Consider the following 15,754-nt stretch of genomic DNA (forward strand, 5'->3'; position numbering starts at 1 on the left):
TTTTATTTTTTTGCTACTTTAGGCGCAACTGTAAGGAACATACGTTTACCTTCTAATTTAGGTAATAACTCTACTTTTCCTACATCTTCCAAAGCCTGAGCAAATTTTAACAATAAAATTTCGCCCTGCTCTTTGTAAACAATTGCTCTACCTTTAAAATGCACATAAGCTCTAACTTTCTCACCGTTCTCTAAAAAGCTGATGGCATGTTTAAGTTTAAACTGGAAATCGTGGTCGTTTGTATTCGGACCGAAACGAATCTCCTTAATTACAGTTTGCTTAGCATTAGATTTAATTTCCTTCTGCTTTTTCTTTTGCTCGTAAACGAACTTGCTGTAATCGATAATTCTACAAACCGGAGGTACTGCATTTGGAGAAATCTCTACCAAATCCAATTCCAGTTCATCAGCAAGTGCCAAAGCTTTAGCCAAAGGATAAATCCCCGGTTCAACATTATCGCCAGCTAAACGCACTTCGGGCGATTTAATAAACTGATTAATGTTATGTTCTGCTTCTTTTTTCTTAAAAGGTGGACGTGGTCCCCTGTTAAATCCTGGTCTTCCTAATGCCAAATTTGTATAATATTAATTTTAATTTAAACTGTTACTTCTTTCAATAATAAGCCGCTGAACTCTTCCAACGTCATTTCTCCTAAATCTCCCTCACCATGTTTTCTGATTGAAACTTTACCTTCAGCCATTTCTTTCTCACCAATAATGAGCATGTAAGGAATTTTTTTAACCTCCGCATCGCGGATTTTGCGACCGATTTTCTCATCCCGAAAGTCAATCAGCCCGCGAATATCGGAATTATTTAATTCATCTAAAACTTTTTTTGCATATTCTTCATATTTTTCTGAAATAGGAAGGATAATAAACTGCTCAGGACTTAACCATAAAGGGAAGTTTCCGGCGCAATGTTCTATCAAAACAGCAATAAATCTTTCTAAAGAACCAAACGGAGCCCTGTGAATCATCACCGGTCTGTGTTTTTGATTATCACTACCAGTATATTCCAGTTCAAAACGCTCTGGTAAGTTATAATCTACCTGAATTGTACCTAACTGCCATTTTCTGCCCAAGGCATCTTTCACCATGAAATCAAGCTTAGGACCATAGAAAGCAGCTTCACCGTATTCTACAACTGTGTTAAGGCCTTTTTCTGCAGCAGCCTCAATGATGGCATTTTCAGAAAGCTTCCAGTTTTCATCAGAACCGATATATTTCGACTTGTTTTCCGGATCTCTTAACGAAATCTGCGCAGTATAGTTTTCGAAACCTAAAGATTTAAAAACATAAAGTACTAAATCGATAACTTTTTTAAACTCATCTTTTACCTGCTCAGGCATACAGAACAAGTGCGCATCATCCTGAGTAAAGCCGCGTACACGGGTTAAGCCGTGTAATTCGCCGCTCTGCTCGTAACGGTAAACAGTACCAAATTCGGCAAAACGAACAGGTAAATCTTTATATGAACGTGGTTTAGTTTTGTATATCTCGCAGTGGTGCGGGCAGTTCATCGGTTTTAAGAAGAACTCCTCTCCTTCCTGAGGCGTCTTAATTGGCTGGAACGAATCCTTACCATATTTCTCCCAGTGACCAGAAGTTACATATAAATTCTTGTGGCCAATATGCGGCGTAACCACCTGCTCATACCCGGCTTTTGCCTGTGCCTTAGTTAAAAAGTTAACTAAACGCTCACGCAAAGCAGTTCCTTTAGGCAACCATAAAGGCAAGCCCATTCCAACTTTTTCTGAAAAAGCAAACAGTTCTAACTCTTTACCAAGCTTACGGTGGTCGCGTTTTTTAGCTTCCTCAATCATTGCCAGATACTCAGTAAGCTCACTCGCCTTCGGAAATGTTACACCATATATACGGGTTAACTGTTTCTTAGTTTCATCACCTCTCCAGTAAGCACCGGCAACATTCATCAGTTTTACTGCTTTTACAAAACCGGTATTAGGAATATGTGGACCGCGGCACAAATCGGTAAAAGCACCCTGTGTATAGAAAGTAATCTTTCCATCTTCTAAACCATCAATTAAATCAAGTTTATACTCATCGCCTTTTTCAGTAAAATATTTAATCGCATCAGCTTTGCTTACGCTTTCACGGGTGAAAGTTTCTTTTTGCTTAGCCAATTCAATCATTTTAGTTTCGATGGCTTTGAAATCATCGGATGAGAATTCCTTGTCACCGAAGTCAACATCATAATAGAAACCGGTTTCAATAGCCGGGCCAATACCAAATTTTGTACCAGGATAAAGTGCTTCCAAAGCTTCAGCCATCAGGTGAGCAGATGAATGCCAAAAAGTAGATTTACCTTCCGCATCGTTCCAGGTTAATAATTTAACAGTAGAATCAGCTTCGATTGGACGGGTTGAATCCCAAACTTCGCCGTTTACTTCAGCAGCTAAAACGTTTCTTGCTAAACCTTCAGAAATTGACAAGGCAATTTGATGGGCAGATGTGCCCTTTTCGTACTGACGAACGGAGCCGTCAGGTAAAGTAATATTAATCATCTACAACTATGATTTTGTTCCGCATCGATCAAGATTATTGGAACGGTTTAAAAATAATGTTAATTCTAAATCACTTACCACGTGATTTTAATTTGTGCAAATATGCTGATTTTCTTGCTAAAAAGCAAGTTATTGAACTTTAGAAGTGAAGGCTTACCCCATCCCTAAAGATTACTTTTCACCCACTTATCTTTCAGGTAATTACGAAGCGGAATATCGACAAACCGCATTACCAAATAAGCAAAAGCAATTAAAAGCAGCAGAAAAATAGGAATAGTAAATTTAAGTAAAGACATTTCTGGCTTTACAGTTATGAAATAGGTAAGAAAAACCCAAATAAAGGGATAATGCGTCATATACAACGGATAGGAAATTTCTCCTGATAGTTTACATAAAGGCTCCAGTTTAGGTTTTAATGTTGCACCTGCACCTAAGGCAACCAATACAGGAAAATAAATTAGAACGATAAGCGTTTCCGTTAACCAGTTGTATTTCTCGTTGAATGGAACCAAAAAAGCTAAAAGCAACAATAACGAAACGCCCAGAAAGCCTAACCTGTTTTTAATAATCCAGTTCGAACGATAAACAAGCATCCCGGCCAGAAAAGAGTATAAAACCCTTACGCCACCATCCCAAAAGCTTGGTCCGCCCCAGCCACCCGTCAGGTTGGTTGATTTAAAGGCAACAAAACAGATAAGTCCAACCGCCACAAACGATGCGGCTTGCAAGGTTTTTCTTCCTAACCTGTACAAAACCAATACATAAAAAATATTGGCAATATATTCCCAGAATAACGACCATGCCGGTGCATTTAAGCAAAACAGGTTAAAATACCGCTCTTCCATTACCGGATAAGGAATTAAAAATGCAGAGGTAAGAAATAACAATAAGGTTTTTCCAAATCCATATACCGAGTAAAAATTACTGAAAGGATCAAAAAGAAAGGTTAATAATCCTAAAACAGAACCTATTAGCACCAATGGATGTAAACGGATTAACCTAAGCTTGGCAAACTGAGTAAAACCAACTTTTTCAATTCGGCTATCGTATGCATAGGCAATTACAAAACCAGATAAACAGAAGAAAAAATCTACTGCAAGAAAGCCGTGGGCGATAAAATTTTTGCTGTAGTCGGCAATAGCAATTTCCATGAAGTGAAAAAAAACAACTACAATTGCAGCCAAACCTCTTAATCCATCTAAAATTTCGTAGTGCTTCTTTGTCTTTAAAATATCTTCCTTAGCGATGTACTTTTCGGCCATTTATATCTGATTTTGTTTCAATGATAGTTAAATTATGCCATACAGTATAAATATGTCGCGATATTGTTAAGAAAAATGAAGATCAAAATCTAAGGCATAAAAAAAGCCCTTCCGAATTTCACCAGAAAGGCTTTATAAATTTAGGAAGAAAACTATCCACCAAAACCTCTGATTACTGCACCACCACCTGGTCTTCCGTTTCCATTACCTCTGAAACGTTTCATCAAGTTTTCCATTTTCACCTTATACTCAGCTTCTGTAATAGGCACGGCTTTTTTAGGCGCTGTTACATCTTTACTGCTAACGTTTCTGTATTCAATGCTTTTTGCAATTGTACTGTTACCTCTTGCTTCGATGGCAAGTACAGTGCCTTCTGTCCACATATTTGGATTAGGCGAGAAATCAAAACCTAAATCAGTAGTGTACCAGATATGAGTTTCTTCGGTAACATCTCTATCCATATCAAGGATTTTCATGCTTTTGGTCGATTTTATAATCGCTTCGTGGCAAGTGAAACCTGCAATCTGCTTTGTAGCATCGGTTTTAACCACTTCAATTTTGGGAGGGACAACAGGTTTTGGTTTAGCGGTATCGTTAGGGTTTTGGTTTCTGCCCATTCCACCACCGAAACCTAAGCCAGCAGTCATGTTAAGTTTTAAACCACTTTGCATTACATAAGTAGTGTCACTTAAATCAAAGACTTCAACTAATTTTTTATCAGCAAAAGTGTAATAATATTCTCTATTACCACCTGCACCACCAAAACGCATCATCATCCTGCCCATTCCGCCGCCACCGCCGCCGCCATTACTGTCTTCAGTTTCTTCCACAGGCATATAACTCGCATTTGTTGCGTTGAAAAGTAATTCAAAATTGCTTTTGCTCGATGAAGGCATTCTTGCTTTCATCTGCTCCGGAATTTGCATACCGCTTGCAGCTGCCATTGCAGCAGGATCTATTGTAGTTTCGAACTGTATTGCTCCTGAAGTTTTCTTTTGTGCATCAGCAACTGATGCCATAGATAAAACTCCTAATAAAGCGAAAATGATTTTTTTCATCTGTTTTTATGTTTTGTTGTTTAGATACGAAAGGATCAAAAAGGTTTAACAAAGTTATTGCAGATAAAACGCTAAACTTGTTAAAAAGTGTTAAAGCTCTACTAATCAGCAGTAATAATCTTGTTAATATTCAGTACTTTCTAACCAGCCATGGCACAGCACATCGGCAATATGCATGGTTTTAATCGGAAGGTTATTTTTATCGATATAGCCTTGCAGGTGTAAAAGGCATGATAAATCTGTAGAAATAATATAATCAGCTTGTTGTGCTAAAGCATTATTAACCTTTTGTTCGGCCATTGCCGATGAAATAGCATCGAATTTTACGGCGAAGGTTCCACCGAAACCACAGCACATATCGCTATCTGCAAGTTCGAGCATTTCCAAACCATGAACTTTTGACAAGAGCTGACGCGGTTCATCTTTAATTTTGCATTCGCGTAAAGCACTGCAGGAATCATGGTAAACAGCCTTCCCTTCCAGTTCAGCACCGAAATAGTCTTTCCTAGCCACATTTACCAGAAAATCAGAAAGCTCCCAGATGTTTGATTGTAAGCTACGGCATTTGTTGTGAACGATGGTATTGGTGAATAAATCGTTATAACCACTTTTCACCATTCCAACACATGACGCTGATGGTGCAACAACATAAGTATTTTCGGTAAAATCATTCAGAAACTTTGTACCAACCTCCTTTGCTTCATCCCAGTAACCAGCATTGTAGGCAGGCTGACCGCAACAGGTTTGCTTTGAGTTGTATGCCACATTACATCCTGATTTTTCTAATAACCTTAAAGTATTAAATGCGGTTTCGGGATATAACTGGTCTACAAAACAGGGAACAAACAATTCTACTTTCATCTATTATAATTACAATTCGAGCTACAAACTTACAATTTTGCCGACTCTTTGCGCTCGATTTTCTTTAAGATTACCAAAAAGATTAAACCTACTATAAAAAATGATGCCAAAGCAATAATAGATTGACGCATATTATGGGTAATACCTTCAATCAAAGCAAAACTAAATAACCCAATTACTATGGCTAACTTTTCGGTAGCATCATAAAAACTAAAAAATGATGCAATATCTGTCGTATTTTCAGGAATATTTTTCGAATAAGTAGAACGTGACAACGATTGTATCCCTCCCATAATCAACCCTACAATTGCTGCAAGGGCATAAAACTGGTACTCATTGGTGATAGAATAACCATAAATACAGCAACCAATCCAAATTATAACAACAATTATCAAAACATTGATATTACCCAGTTTCTTTGCCAAAAGTGACATCAGCCATGCGCCTAAAATGGCTACCAGCTGAATAATTAAAATTACAGCGATTAAACTGCCCGATTCTAATTTTAAAACTTTAGCCCCGAAACCAGCGGCTGCCAACATGATGGTTTGAACCCCCATCGAATAAAAGAAAAAAGCGATTAAATAGGTTTTTAGAAAGCTCATTTGCTTAAGTTGATTCCATACCTTAACAAATTCACCGAAGCTACTCTTTACAATACCCTTATCTGCCAATGCAGGATTTGGTAAATCTTTTGGCAGAACTTTAAACGGAATCTGTGCAAACAAAAACCACCAGATACCCACAAGTAAAAAGGAAATCTGTGCCGGTAAAGACTTATCGGTAATGCCAAAAAGTTCAGGTTTTAACACAAACACAAAGCAGATGAGCTGTAAAATTACACTACCAACATACCCATAAGAAAACCCTTGTGCACTAACTTTGTCCTGGTTTTCTGTTGATGCAATTATAGGAAGATACGAGTTGTTAAACATTACACCACCAACATAACCCATAGCAGCAAGAACAAAGCAAATAATTCCTATTTCCAGGGTTTCCAATTTAAAGAAAAACAATCCCATACATGCTAATGAGCCTATATAAGTGAACAACTGCATGAAAAATTTCTTTTTCCCTTTTGCATCGGCATATGAAGACAGTATCGGCAGCAAAACAACCATTACCAAGTAAGCAAATGATAAGGCGTAATTAGACAGGACGGTATTTATAAATGTTTTACCGAAAAAAGTTACTTCATCGCCATGCGCTTTTGTTGTAGTTATAGCGACATAGTAAACTGGGAAAATTGTAGAAGTAATAACCAGGTTATAGGCAGAATTTGCCCAGTCGAAGAAAGCCCATGAGCGGATGGTTTTCTTGTTGTCTTTTTGTATCATTTAGTTTTAAGGAGGTTAACTGTTTATTTGGTAACGGGTTAATCGCAGGCGTTTTGTACTACATATCGTTTAACGTTTAATTGCAGTTAACCATTTCCCACAGTTTCAACAATTCATCGTTTTAGCCCGTTAAAGATAGTATTTCTTTCCGTCAGTTTTTATCTTGCCGGCATCTAATAATTCGCGAATGGCATCGATACGCTCATTTTCAGCGCCATTTTTAATGCTGTTAACCAAATCATCCAAACTTAATGGCTGTTGTTGTAGTAACGATACGATGTCAAATTCAATTTCGTCATTCAATTGCACATCATTTTCGGCCCTTTTCTCAGCCAAACAAACATCGCAAACACCACATTTGGTTGCATTATGTTCATCAAAGTAGTTTAACAGCTGAATACTCCGGCATCTATTAGTTGTGGTATAGCCCGCAACAGCATTAACTTGTTTAAGTAATATCTCTTTTCTTAAATTTAAGTAGTTCACATCAAGGTCGAAATGGTCCATATCAACCCGAGGACGAACATATTGTAATTGCGGTTGATCGGTTTGCTGAATGTAGGTTAACATTTCTATTGATTGCAATTTATTTAAAAGCGCAACTACGTCTTTATAAGACATGCCTAACTTCTTGGCTAAATCGGCTTCATTTATCTTAACGAAACCATCAAAAGCACCGCCATAAGACCTGAGAATAGTCTTTATCACGCCGTCATAAGCTTTATTCTCGATCTGAAAACGATACACTTCTTCATGATTCACAATAAACATCAGCCTCGATGGCAAAAAGATACTTTCAGACAAGGTGATGTAACCATCGTGCTCAAGAAACTTTAATGATGAAATTGTTTTTAAAACGCTAATATTAAATCTTTTACAAAAATCAGCCACATCAAAAGTAAAAGTAAGGCCTTCTCCGGCGCCAAATGCCAGCTGGAAGTAATTACCTAAATAATGGTAAACCTTTCTTATGTCTTCGGGTGATGGAAAGCTATCGATATAGCGTGCTTCAAGGCTTAAAATATCAGATTGATTGGCAAGTAAAACGGCGTAACTTTTATTTTCATCACGTCCGGCCCTGCCCGCCTCCTGGTAGTAAGCCTCAAGGCTTTCGGGCAAATCAAGATGCACCACAAAGCGAACATCTGCTTTATCAATACCCATTCCAAAGGCATTGGTGGCAACCATAACCCTGGTTTTGTTCAGTTTCCAATCTTCCTGCTTTTGAAAACGAACATCCCGTTCTAAACCTGCATGGTAAAAATCAGCTTTAATGTGGTTCCGGTTGATAAAATTAGCAATTTCAGCGGTCTCTCTCCGGTTTCGTACATAAACAAGCCCGGTACCTTTAACGTTTTTGCAGATATCAATCAACTTTTTATGTTTATCTTCCTTATTAAAAACAACATAACTTAAATTATCTCTTGCAAAGCTTTTAACAAAAACCTGCGGATTTTTCAGTTCAAGTTTCTCAACAATATCCTGCCTTACAAATTCAGTCGCTGTAGCGGTTAATGCCAAAACAGGAACATCAGGCAAAATTCCCCTAAGTTTTGCAATTTGCTGGTAAGGCGGTCGAAAATCATATCCCCATTGCGAGATACAATGTGCTTCATCAACGGCAATCAGGTTCACATTCATGTAAGAAATACGTACACGAACCAGTTCAGATAACAGCCGCTCAGGTGAAAGGTACAGGAACTTAATTTTGCCATAAATGCAGTTATCCAGTAAAATATCAATTTCCCGTTTTCCCATTCCGGCATAAATGGCCACTGCTTCAATCCCTTTCGATTTCAGGTTTTCTACCTGATCCTTCATCAGCGCAATGAGTGGCGATACAACAATACATATTCCATCTTTAAGCAATGCAGGTACCTGAAAACATATCGATTTTCCTCCGCCGGTGGGCAAAAGTGCCAGCGTATCTTTATCCTCTAATACTGAAGCAATAATATCTTGCTGTAGCGGCCTGAAAGATTGGTGTCCCCAATATTTTTGTAAAATCTCTATTGCTGTCATAAATCGGCGATATCAAAACTATAAAAAAGCTATTGATATTGCTAAATTGCGCCATAATTAATAGAAATTTAATGAAAAAACGCTACATATTAGCTGCGCTTTCACTGTTATTTTTCACTTCAAATGCCCAGGAAAAAAAATGGGATGTGGAAAAATTTCATGGAACAACCAAAAACTTCAGCCTGAATACCGATGAAGGAACCTGGATGAATCTCGATGTTAGTCCGGATGGACAGGAAATCGTTTTCGATTTGCTCGGAGATATTTATACGATGCCTTTTGCTGGCGGGCAGGCAAAACTCATTAGCGGTGGTATTGCTTACGATGTTCAGCCGCGATTTAGCCCGAATGGAAAATACATTTCCTACACGAGCGATAAAAGTGGCGGTGATAACATCTGGATTATGAACCGTGATGGCTCTGGTAAAAAACAAGTAACCAAAGAAACTTTCAGGTTACTAAATAATGCAACCTGGATGCCTAACAGCGAATATATTGTTGCCAGGAAACATTTCACCGCAGGCCGCTCCCTGGGTGCCGGAGAAATGTGGATGTACAACATAAACGGCGGTGATGGTGTTCAGTTAACTAAACGAAAAAACGACCAGCAAGATGCCGGAGAACCTAATGTTTCACCTGATGGCAGATACGTTTATTTTAGCGAAGATGTAAGCCCGGGTCCTAATTTCGAATACAGTAAAGATCCCAACGGAACAATCTATGCCATCCGTCAGTTGGATTTAACCACCGGTAAATTAACCACCTTAATTAACGAACAAGGCGGTGCATGTCGTCCGCAGGTTTCACCTGATGGAAATTTGATTGCTTTTGTAAAACGTGTCCGCTTAAAATCGACGCTTTATGTACAAAACATTAAAACCGGCGAAGAATGGCCTGTAAACGAAGATTTATCGCACGACCAACAGGAAACCTGGGCTATTTTTGGTGTTTACCCTAATTTTGCGTGGACACCAGACAGCAAAAACCTGGTATTTTATGCCAAGGGTAAAATCAGGAAAACTGAACTTGCCAGCTTAATTACTTCAACCATTCCCTTTCAGGCAAATACCGTTCAAACCGTACAGGAGTCAGTACATTTCGAACAACAAGTATTTAACAATGATTTCTCGGCAAAAATGCTCCGCCAGTTAAGTACCTCTCCTGATGGAAAAACAATCGTATTTAATGCCGCTGGATTTTTGTACAAGCAGGAACTACCAAACGGAACTCCTGAACGTTTAACAAATGGTCTTGACTTCGAATTTGAACCCGCTTTCAGTCCTGATGGAAAATATGTAATCTACACCAGCTGGAGTGATGAATTGCGTGGTGCAATTAAACGAACAGATTTAAAATCAGGCAAAACGATTACCTTAAGCGATGAAAAAGGTTTTTACTATTCGCCACAGTATTCAACTAAAGGTGATAAAATCGTTTTCAGAAAAGGAAGTGGTAACGATGTTTTGGGTTATAACTACGGCCGTGGAACCGGTATTTTTATCATGCCTGCAAATGGTGGAAGCAAAACCTTGGTTTCAGAAAACGGTATTAAACCTTCTTTTAATAATACCGATACCCGGATTTACTTCCAGAGTTACGCCGATGGAAAGAAAGCATTGAAAAGTATTGATTTGAACGGCGCAAATGAGCGAACACATTTTACATCCCAGTACGCCAATCAGTTTGTAGTAAGTCCGGATAATAAGTGGCTGGCTTTTAACGAACTCTTTAACGTGTACATTACACCAATGATTAACATTGGAACAGCTCAGGATGCTTCAGCGGGTAATAAGGCTATTCCAGTAGCCAAAATTACCACCGATGGCGGTACGTACATCCAATGGACGGCAGACAGTAAAAATTTACACTGGACTTTAGGACCAAAATATTTTACTATTGATGTAAACAGCGCCTTTAATTTTGATGGTTCGACACCAAAAACACAGCCCACTTCGGTAGATATAAACCTTTTGTTAAAATCTGATTTGCCAACTGGAATTATTGCTTTAAAAGGCGCCAGGATTATTTCGATGAAAGGCGATGAAGTAATTGAGAATGGAATCATTTTAACAGATGGAAATAAAATCACAGCAATTGGAAAAGCTGATGCGGTTACCATTCCTGCAAATGCAAAAGTGATTGACGTAAATGGTAAAACCATTATGCCCGGAATTGTTGATGTACATGCTCATTTACGAACCAGTCCTGACGGAATTTCCCCACAAAGCGACTGGAGCTATATGGCTAACTTAGCTTTTGGGGTAACTACTGCTCACGACCCTTCGAGCAACACCGAAATGGTTTTCAGTCAAAGTGAAATGCTTAAAGCCGGGCGGATGGTTGGCCCGAGAGTCTACTCAACCGGAGGGATCTTATATGGTGCTGATGGCGATTTCAAAGTGGTTATTAACGGTTTAGATGATGCATTGGCACATTTAAAAAGACTGAAAGCCGTTGGCGCATTTTCAGTAAAATCTTATAATCAGCCACGCAGAGAGCAACGCCAGCAGATTTTAGAAGCTGCCCGTCAATTAAAAATGGAAGTTGTTCCTGAAGGTGGCTCAACATTCTTCCATAACATGAACATGGTGGTTGATGGCCATACAGGTATTGAACACAGCATTCCGGTTTTACCTGTTTATAAAGATGTTACGACACTCTGGAACAATACCAATGTTGGCTATACCCCTACTTTGATTGTAGCTTATGGGGGCCAATGGGGCGAAAATTACTGGTACGACAGAACCAATGTATGGGAGAATGAAAAATTAATGACCTATACGCCACGTTCAATCATCGATTCGAGGGCAAGAAGAAGAACGACATCTGAATATAGCGACTATAACCATATTGATATTGCGAAAGCGGCTAAACAAATTGCTGATGGCGGTACAAAGGTAAATTTGGGTGCACACGGACAAATCCAGGGTTTAGGTGCACATTGGGAGCTTTGGATGTTTGTTCAGGGTGGTTTTTCGCCTTTACAAGCCATTAGAAATGCTACCTTAAATGGCGCATCTTATTTAGGAATGGATAAGGAAATAGGCTCTTTAGAAGTTGGTAAACTCGCAGATATGGTCATTATGGACGCAAATCCTTTAGATGATATCCGCAACTCTGAAAAAATCAAGTATGTGATGATTAATGGTCGCTTGTACGATAGCGCTACCATGAATGAAGTTGGTACAAGAGAAAGACTCCGTGGAAAGCTTTGGTTCGAAAATGCAAGAGGAAATGGCTACATCATTCCGAACGGCGAATCAGAAACTTGGACATTTACTGTTCCGCACTGCGATTAAATTATAATCCCGCAGATTTAAAAAGATTAACGCTAATCTTTTTAAATCTGCGGGAACTTTCTTTTTTAGTATTCCTGCTTTCATCGCAATGACGACTTAAAGTAAGGAAAGCTTAAAGCTTTACAATACCAACAACCCAAATTCCCTCAACGTATTTACGGGTTTGGAATACCAGAACAATTCAAAATTATCCATTTCGGTTTCAAAATCCGATTTAAGCTCCTGAAAAGAATGTATGTTTTCCCCGGTCGCTTTAATCCTTTCTAAAATTGAAACCAACCATTCGCCTTCATTTTTATTAACCTGAACGGTGAAACTCTCCCTCTTGTCATGAAAAGTTAGTGAAGCCATTTCCCAGGAGTTGCCTTTTTTTGTTTTGGTGAAATATTCAGCCTCAGGCTTACTCCCTAACCAGATTACTTTGGCAGTAGGTTTTGTATTAAAATGATGCTCTTCCTGAATGGCTTTTTCTATAAAATCAGGTGCGATTTTAGTTCTTGGAATCTTGAAATCGAACCAATCTTGTAATTGGTAATCAAAGCAGATGCCATGCATGAAGTTGAACAGCGATTTCTTTAATCCAAAGCTAAATTTATTATGGTCGATTCCGGTTTTATCCCTGTAATTAATGTCATTATTGGCAAATGTACCGATGCGTTCTGTTTCCTTCACCACACCAAACTTCTCCGGATACATACCAACAGGACTATGAGCAGTCATCGCAAACTGATGCCAGAAACCAGATTGCAGTATACCAGCTTCAAATAACTGACGTACCATCTCCAAACTATCTACCGTTTCCTGAACGGTTTGAGTTGGGTAACCGTACATCAGATAAGCATGCACCATTATACCCGCCGCGGTAAAATTTCTGGTAACCCTGGCAACCTGTTCTACGGTAACACCTTTGTCAATAAGTTTTAATAACCTGTCTGATGCCACTTCTAAGCCCCCTGAAACAGCAATACAGCCAGAAGCCTTTAGCAATAAACATAAATCGGCAGTAAAACTTTTTTCGAAGCGAATGTTGGTCCACCAGGTTACGGCTAATTTTCTTCGAAGGATTTCCAAGGCAACTTCCCGCATTAATGCAGGTGGCGCAGCTTCATCAACAAAGTGAAAGCCATTCTGACCGGTTTTTAAAGAGAGTTCTTCTATCCTGTCAACAATTTGCTTCGCTTGTACCGGCTCATAAACCTTAATGTAATCTAAAGAAATATCGCAAAAGGTACATTTACCCCAATAGCAGCCATGTGCCATGGTAAGCTTATTCCATCGCCCATCGCTCCACATACGGTGCATTGGATTCACAATTTCGATTACGGAAATGTATTTATCTAACAGTAAACCCGAATAATCAGGCGTACCAACATCAGCTTGTTTATAATCCTTTCTAAAAGAATCATTTCTATAAACTACTTCATCATCGTTGAGCAAGAATGTACGTTTATACATTTGCATTTCAGATGGAACATTTCCGCTGATATTCTGAATAAGTAATTCTATTGGTAGTTCCCCATCATCAAGTGTAATGAAATCGAAAAACTCGAAAACACGTTTATCTGATAAGGAGCGTAATTCGGTATTCGGGAAACCACCACCCATAGAAATCTTAATCTCCGGATGATTTTTTTTCACCCATTGAGCAGAGCGGAATGCACTGTACAAGTTTCCGGGAAACGGAACCGAAATCAAAAATAATTTGGGCTGAACGGTTTCAATATATCCCTTTAAAACAGAAAGGAGAATTTTATCGATATAGCTCGGCTCCTGTGCCAGGGTGTTGTAAAGTTCATCGAATGAGTTGGCGCTCCTGCCTAAACGTTCGGCATAACGACTGAAACCGAAGTTTTCATCAACACATTCTACGATAAAATCTGAAATATCTTCGAGGTAAAGTGTTGCTAAATGTTTCGCTTTATCTTGCGTACCCATAGCACCAAAAGCCCAGTCTAATTCTTCCAGTTGCTCAAATCTTGAAGCCTGTGGCAGAAAGTCATCGCCACAAATCTGCAGCGCCAGGGTTGGATTTTTACCTTGCAGAAAATCGATAACAGTGCTTATGGTTTTTAAATATTCGTCTTGCAAGGCAAGAATACGCTTTGCATTCGGGCTCAATGCCTTATCCGTTTTGACGTTGAACAAATCGGTTAAACCCGCTTTTGAAAATATTTTAAGGATTACCTCAATGCCTAAATCTGCCTGGGTTGAACTAATATTTTTAGTGTTCAGAAAGCCTTTTATATACGCTGTAGCCGGATATGGGGTATTCAGTTGCGTAAATGGTGGCGTAACAATAAAGAGTTCTGTTTTCAAAAGGAATATTTAAAATGCAAAAGTAAGGGTTTTTCAAGACTTATGGTTTTAATAAGTGATTGAGTAGCAATTTTCCTAGTTTTTGTCATTCTGAATGCAATGAAGAATCAACAAGCGATGAAAAGAAACTTTTAATAATAGTACTGTCATTAATGGCACTGGATAAGCAAGACTAGAAATAAAAAGAAACAGATGCTCCGTACTTCAGTATGACAACACTTACAAACTAAAACATTCATTCCTGCGTTTTAAAAAAACATCAATACCTTTTTCTGCCGAATGAAAGTTTGTATTTTCTTTTTCCTTGTTCTAATCGCTCACACCAGCAATGCCCAAAAAACATTTCTATTTCCTAAAGTAAAAACACAAGGCATTTCAGTTGAACAGCTTACCCCGGCAAACTGGACGGTTATAGAAACGGCCAACGGCGATTTGAATAACGATGGAAATGATGATTTAGCCGTAATTTTCGAATCAGACCGGATTACTGATGAAACCAGGACCTATGGCGACAATAATTCTGAGATTATTAAGGAAACCCAAAAACCACGTATCCTGGCGATCTTTTTCAAAAACAGCTCAACAGGTGTTTATCAGCTATCTACCCAAAACAACGATTTCATCTTACGTTCGCAAGAGGGAGGTAAACTCGGCGATCCTTTAAACCAGATTAACATTAAAGACCAACAGCTTTACCTCAGGTTTCAGGGTGGTGCCGAATGGCGCTGGGAATTAGGTTATACGTTTAAATTCGAACGTAAAGATTGGTTCCTAACCAGTGCTGTGAACCTTTACTTTAATCAGAATACCGGGGATATGACTGAAAGGGTTTACGATTTTAAGACCCGTGAGTTATTTACAACCGTTGGTAATTTACACCGACGCGATATTGCAAACCGAAAAACAAGCGAAGTACTTTATTTTTCTCAGTTGAGAACTTTTAAAACCTTCAAAAAACCGTGGGCGTGGGAAATTATGCCGAATGTTTATTTGTAGTTTTGCCACGGAAACACAGAATTAAAGCAGTTCTTCAGGCGGTCGTCATTACTTCATACCTGGCAATGACGTGATTGTAAAG

The 15,754-nt window shown here is 38.8% G+C and carries 10 protein-coding genes; 2 read left to right on the forward strand and 8 right to left on the reverse strand.

Annotation, left to right across the window (positions count from 1 at the left end):
* Positions 1 to 2 precede the first annotated feature (2 nt).
* The 7 genes from infC to R2R71_RS01555 all read right to left on the reverse strand — a co-directional run bounded on the left by infC (position 3) and on the right by R2R71_RS01555 (position 9,061).
* Positions 3 to 572 carry a translation initiation factor IF-3 gene (infC, locus tag R2R71_RS01525; protein WP_109928230.1) on the reverse strand — a complete coding sequence of 190 codons (570 nt, stop codon included), beginning with the start codon at positions 570 to 572 and terminating at the stop codon, positions 3 to 5.
* 23 nt (positions 573 to 595) lie between these two features.
* Entirely contained in the window at positions 596 to 2,521 is a 1,926-nt protein-coding gene (gene thrS, locus R2R71_RS01530; protein ID WP_316829470.1) for a threonine--tRNA ligase, read from the reverse strand.
* Positions 2,522 to 2,685: 164 nt separating this feature from the next.
* On the reverse strand, positions 2,686 to 3,783 hold the full coding sequence (locus R2R71_RS01535) for an acyltransferase (protein WP_316829471.1): 1,098 nt from the start codon (positions 3,781 to 3,783) through the stop codon (positions 2,686 to 2,688).
* A 152-nt stretch (positions 3,784 to 3,935) separates the two neighbouring features.
* A complete protein-coding gene (locus R2R71_RS01540) occupies positions 3,936 to 4,841 on the reverse strand; it encodes a hypothetical protein (protein ID WP_316829472.1) in 906 nt (301 codons plus the stop codon).
* Positions 4,842 to 4,964: 123 nt separating this feature from the next.
* Positions 4,965 to 5,702: a (Fe-S)-binding protein gene (locus R2R71_RS01545; RefSeq protein WP_316829473.1), complete on the reverse strand. Its 738-nt coding sequence runs from the start codon at positions 5,700 to 5,702 to the stop codon at positions 4,965 to 4,967.
* A 29-nt stretch (positions 5,703 to 5,731) separates the two neighbouring features.
* A complete protein-coding gene (locus tag R2R71_RS01550) occupies positions 5,732 to 7,039 on the reverse strand; it encodes an MFS transporter (RefSeq protein WP_316829474.1) in 1,308 nt (435 codons plus the stop codon).
* Between the two features lie 129 nt (positions 7,040 to 7,168).
* Positions 7,169 to 9,061 carry an ATP-dependent DNA helicase RecQ gene (locus R2R71_RS01555; protein WP_316829475.1) on the reverse strand — a complete coding sequence of 631 codons (1,893 nt, stop codon included), beginning with the start codon at positions 9,059 to 9,061 and terminating at the stop codon, positions 7,169 to 7,171.
* Between the two features lie 71 nt (positions 9,062 to 9,132).
* On the opposite strand from R2R71_RS01555, the gene R2R71_RS01560 reads away from it, so the two are divergent.
* The gene (locus tag R2R71_RS01560; RefSeq protein WP_316829476.1) at positions 9,133 to 12,360 is read left to right on the forward strand and encodes an amidohydrolase family protein; all 3,228 of its coding nucleotides are present in this window, start codon (positions 9,133 to 9,135) and stop codon (positions 12,358 to 12,360) included.
* Between the two features lie 120 nt (positions 12,361 to 12,480).
* Here the strand turns inward: R2R71_RS01560 and R2R71_RS01565 are convergent, their stop codons facing one another.
* The gene (locus R2R71_RS01565) at positions 12,481 to 14,676 is read right to left on the reverse strand and encodes a B12-binding domain-containing radical SAM protein (protein ID WP_316829477.1); all 2,196 of its coding nucleotides are present in this window, start codon (positions 14,674 to 14,676) and stop codon (positions 12,481 to 12,483) included.
* A gap of 279 nt (positions 14,677 to 14,955) precedes the next feature.
* Between R2R71_RS01565 and R2R71_RS01570 the strand changes: the two genes are divergently transcribed.
* A complete protein-coding gene (locus R2R71_RS01570; RefSeq protein WP_316829478.1) occupies positions 14,956 to 15,672 on the forward strand; it encodes a hypothetical protein in 717 nt (238 codons plus the stop codon).
* Positions 15,673 to 15,754: the final 82 nt, after the last annotated feature.

The organism is Pedobacter aquatilis (genome assembly GCF_032678405.1).
In the GTDB taxonomy this organism is placed as follows: Bacteria; Bacteroidota; Bacteroidia; order Sphingobacteriales; family Sphingobacteriaceae; genus Pedobacter; species Pedobacter aquatilis_A.

Coding starts and splice junctions, on each gene's coding strand:
- thrS (WP_316829470.1), bottom strand. CDS start 2,521: ATGATTAATATTACTTTACCTGACGGCTCCGTTCGTCAGTACGAAAAG.
- R2R71_RS01535 (WP_316829471.1), bottom strand. CDS start 3,783: ATGGCCGAAAAGTACATCGCTAAGGAAGATATTTTAAAGACAAAGAAG.
- R2R71_RS01540 (WP_316829472.1), bottom strand. CDS start 4,841: ATGAAAAAAATCATTTTCGCTTTATTAGGAGTTTTATCTATGGCATCA.
- R2R71_RS01545 (WP_316829473.1), bottom strand. CDS start 5,702: ATGAAAGTAGAATTGTTTGTTCCCTGTTTTGTAGACCAGTTATATCCC.
- R2R71_RS01550 (WP_316829474.1), bottom strand. CDS start 7,039: ATGATACAAAAAGACAACAAGAAAACCATCCGCTCATGGGCTTTCTTC.
- R2R71_RS01555 (WP_316829475.1), bottom strand. CDS start 9,061: ATGACAGCAATAGAGATTTTACAAAAATATTGGGGACACCAATCTTTC.
- R2R71_RS01560 (WP_316829476.1), top strand. CDS start 9,133: ATGAAAAAACGCTACATATTAGCTGCGCTTTCACTGTTATTTTTCACT.
- R2R71_RS01570 (WP_316829478.1), top strand. CDS start 14,956: ATGAAAGTTTGTATTTTCTTTTTCCTTGTTCTAATCGCTCACACCAGC.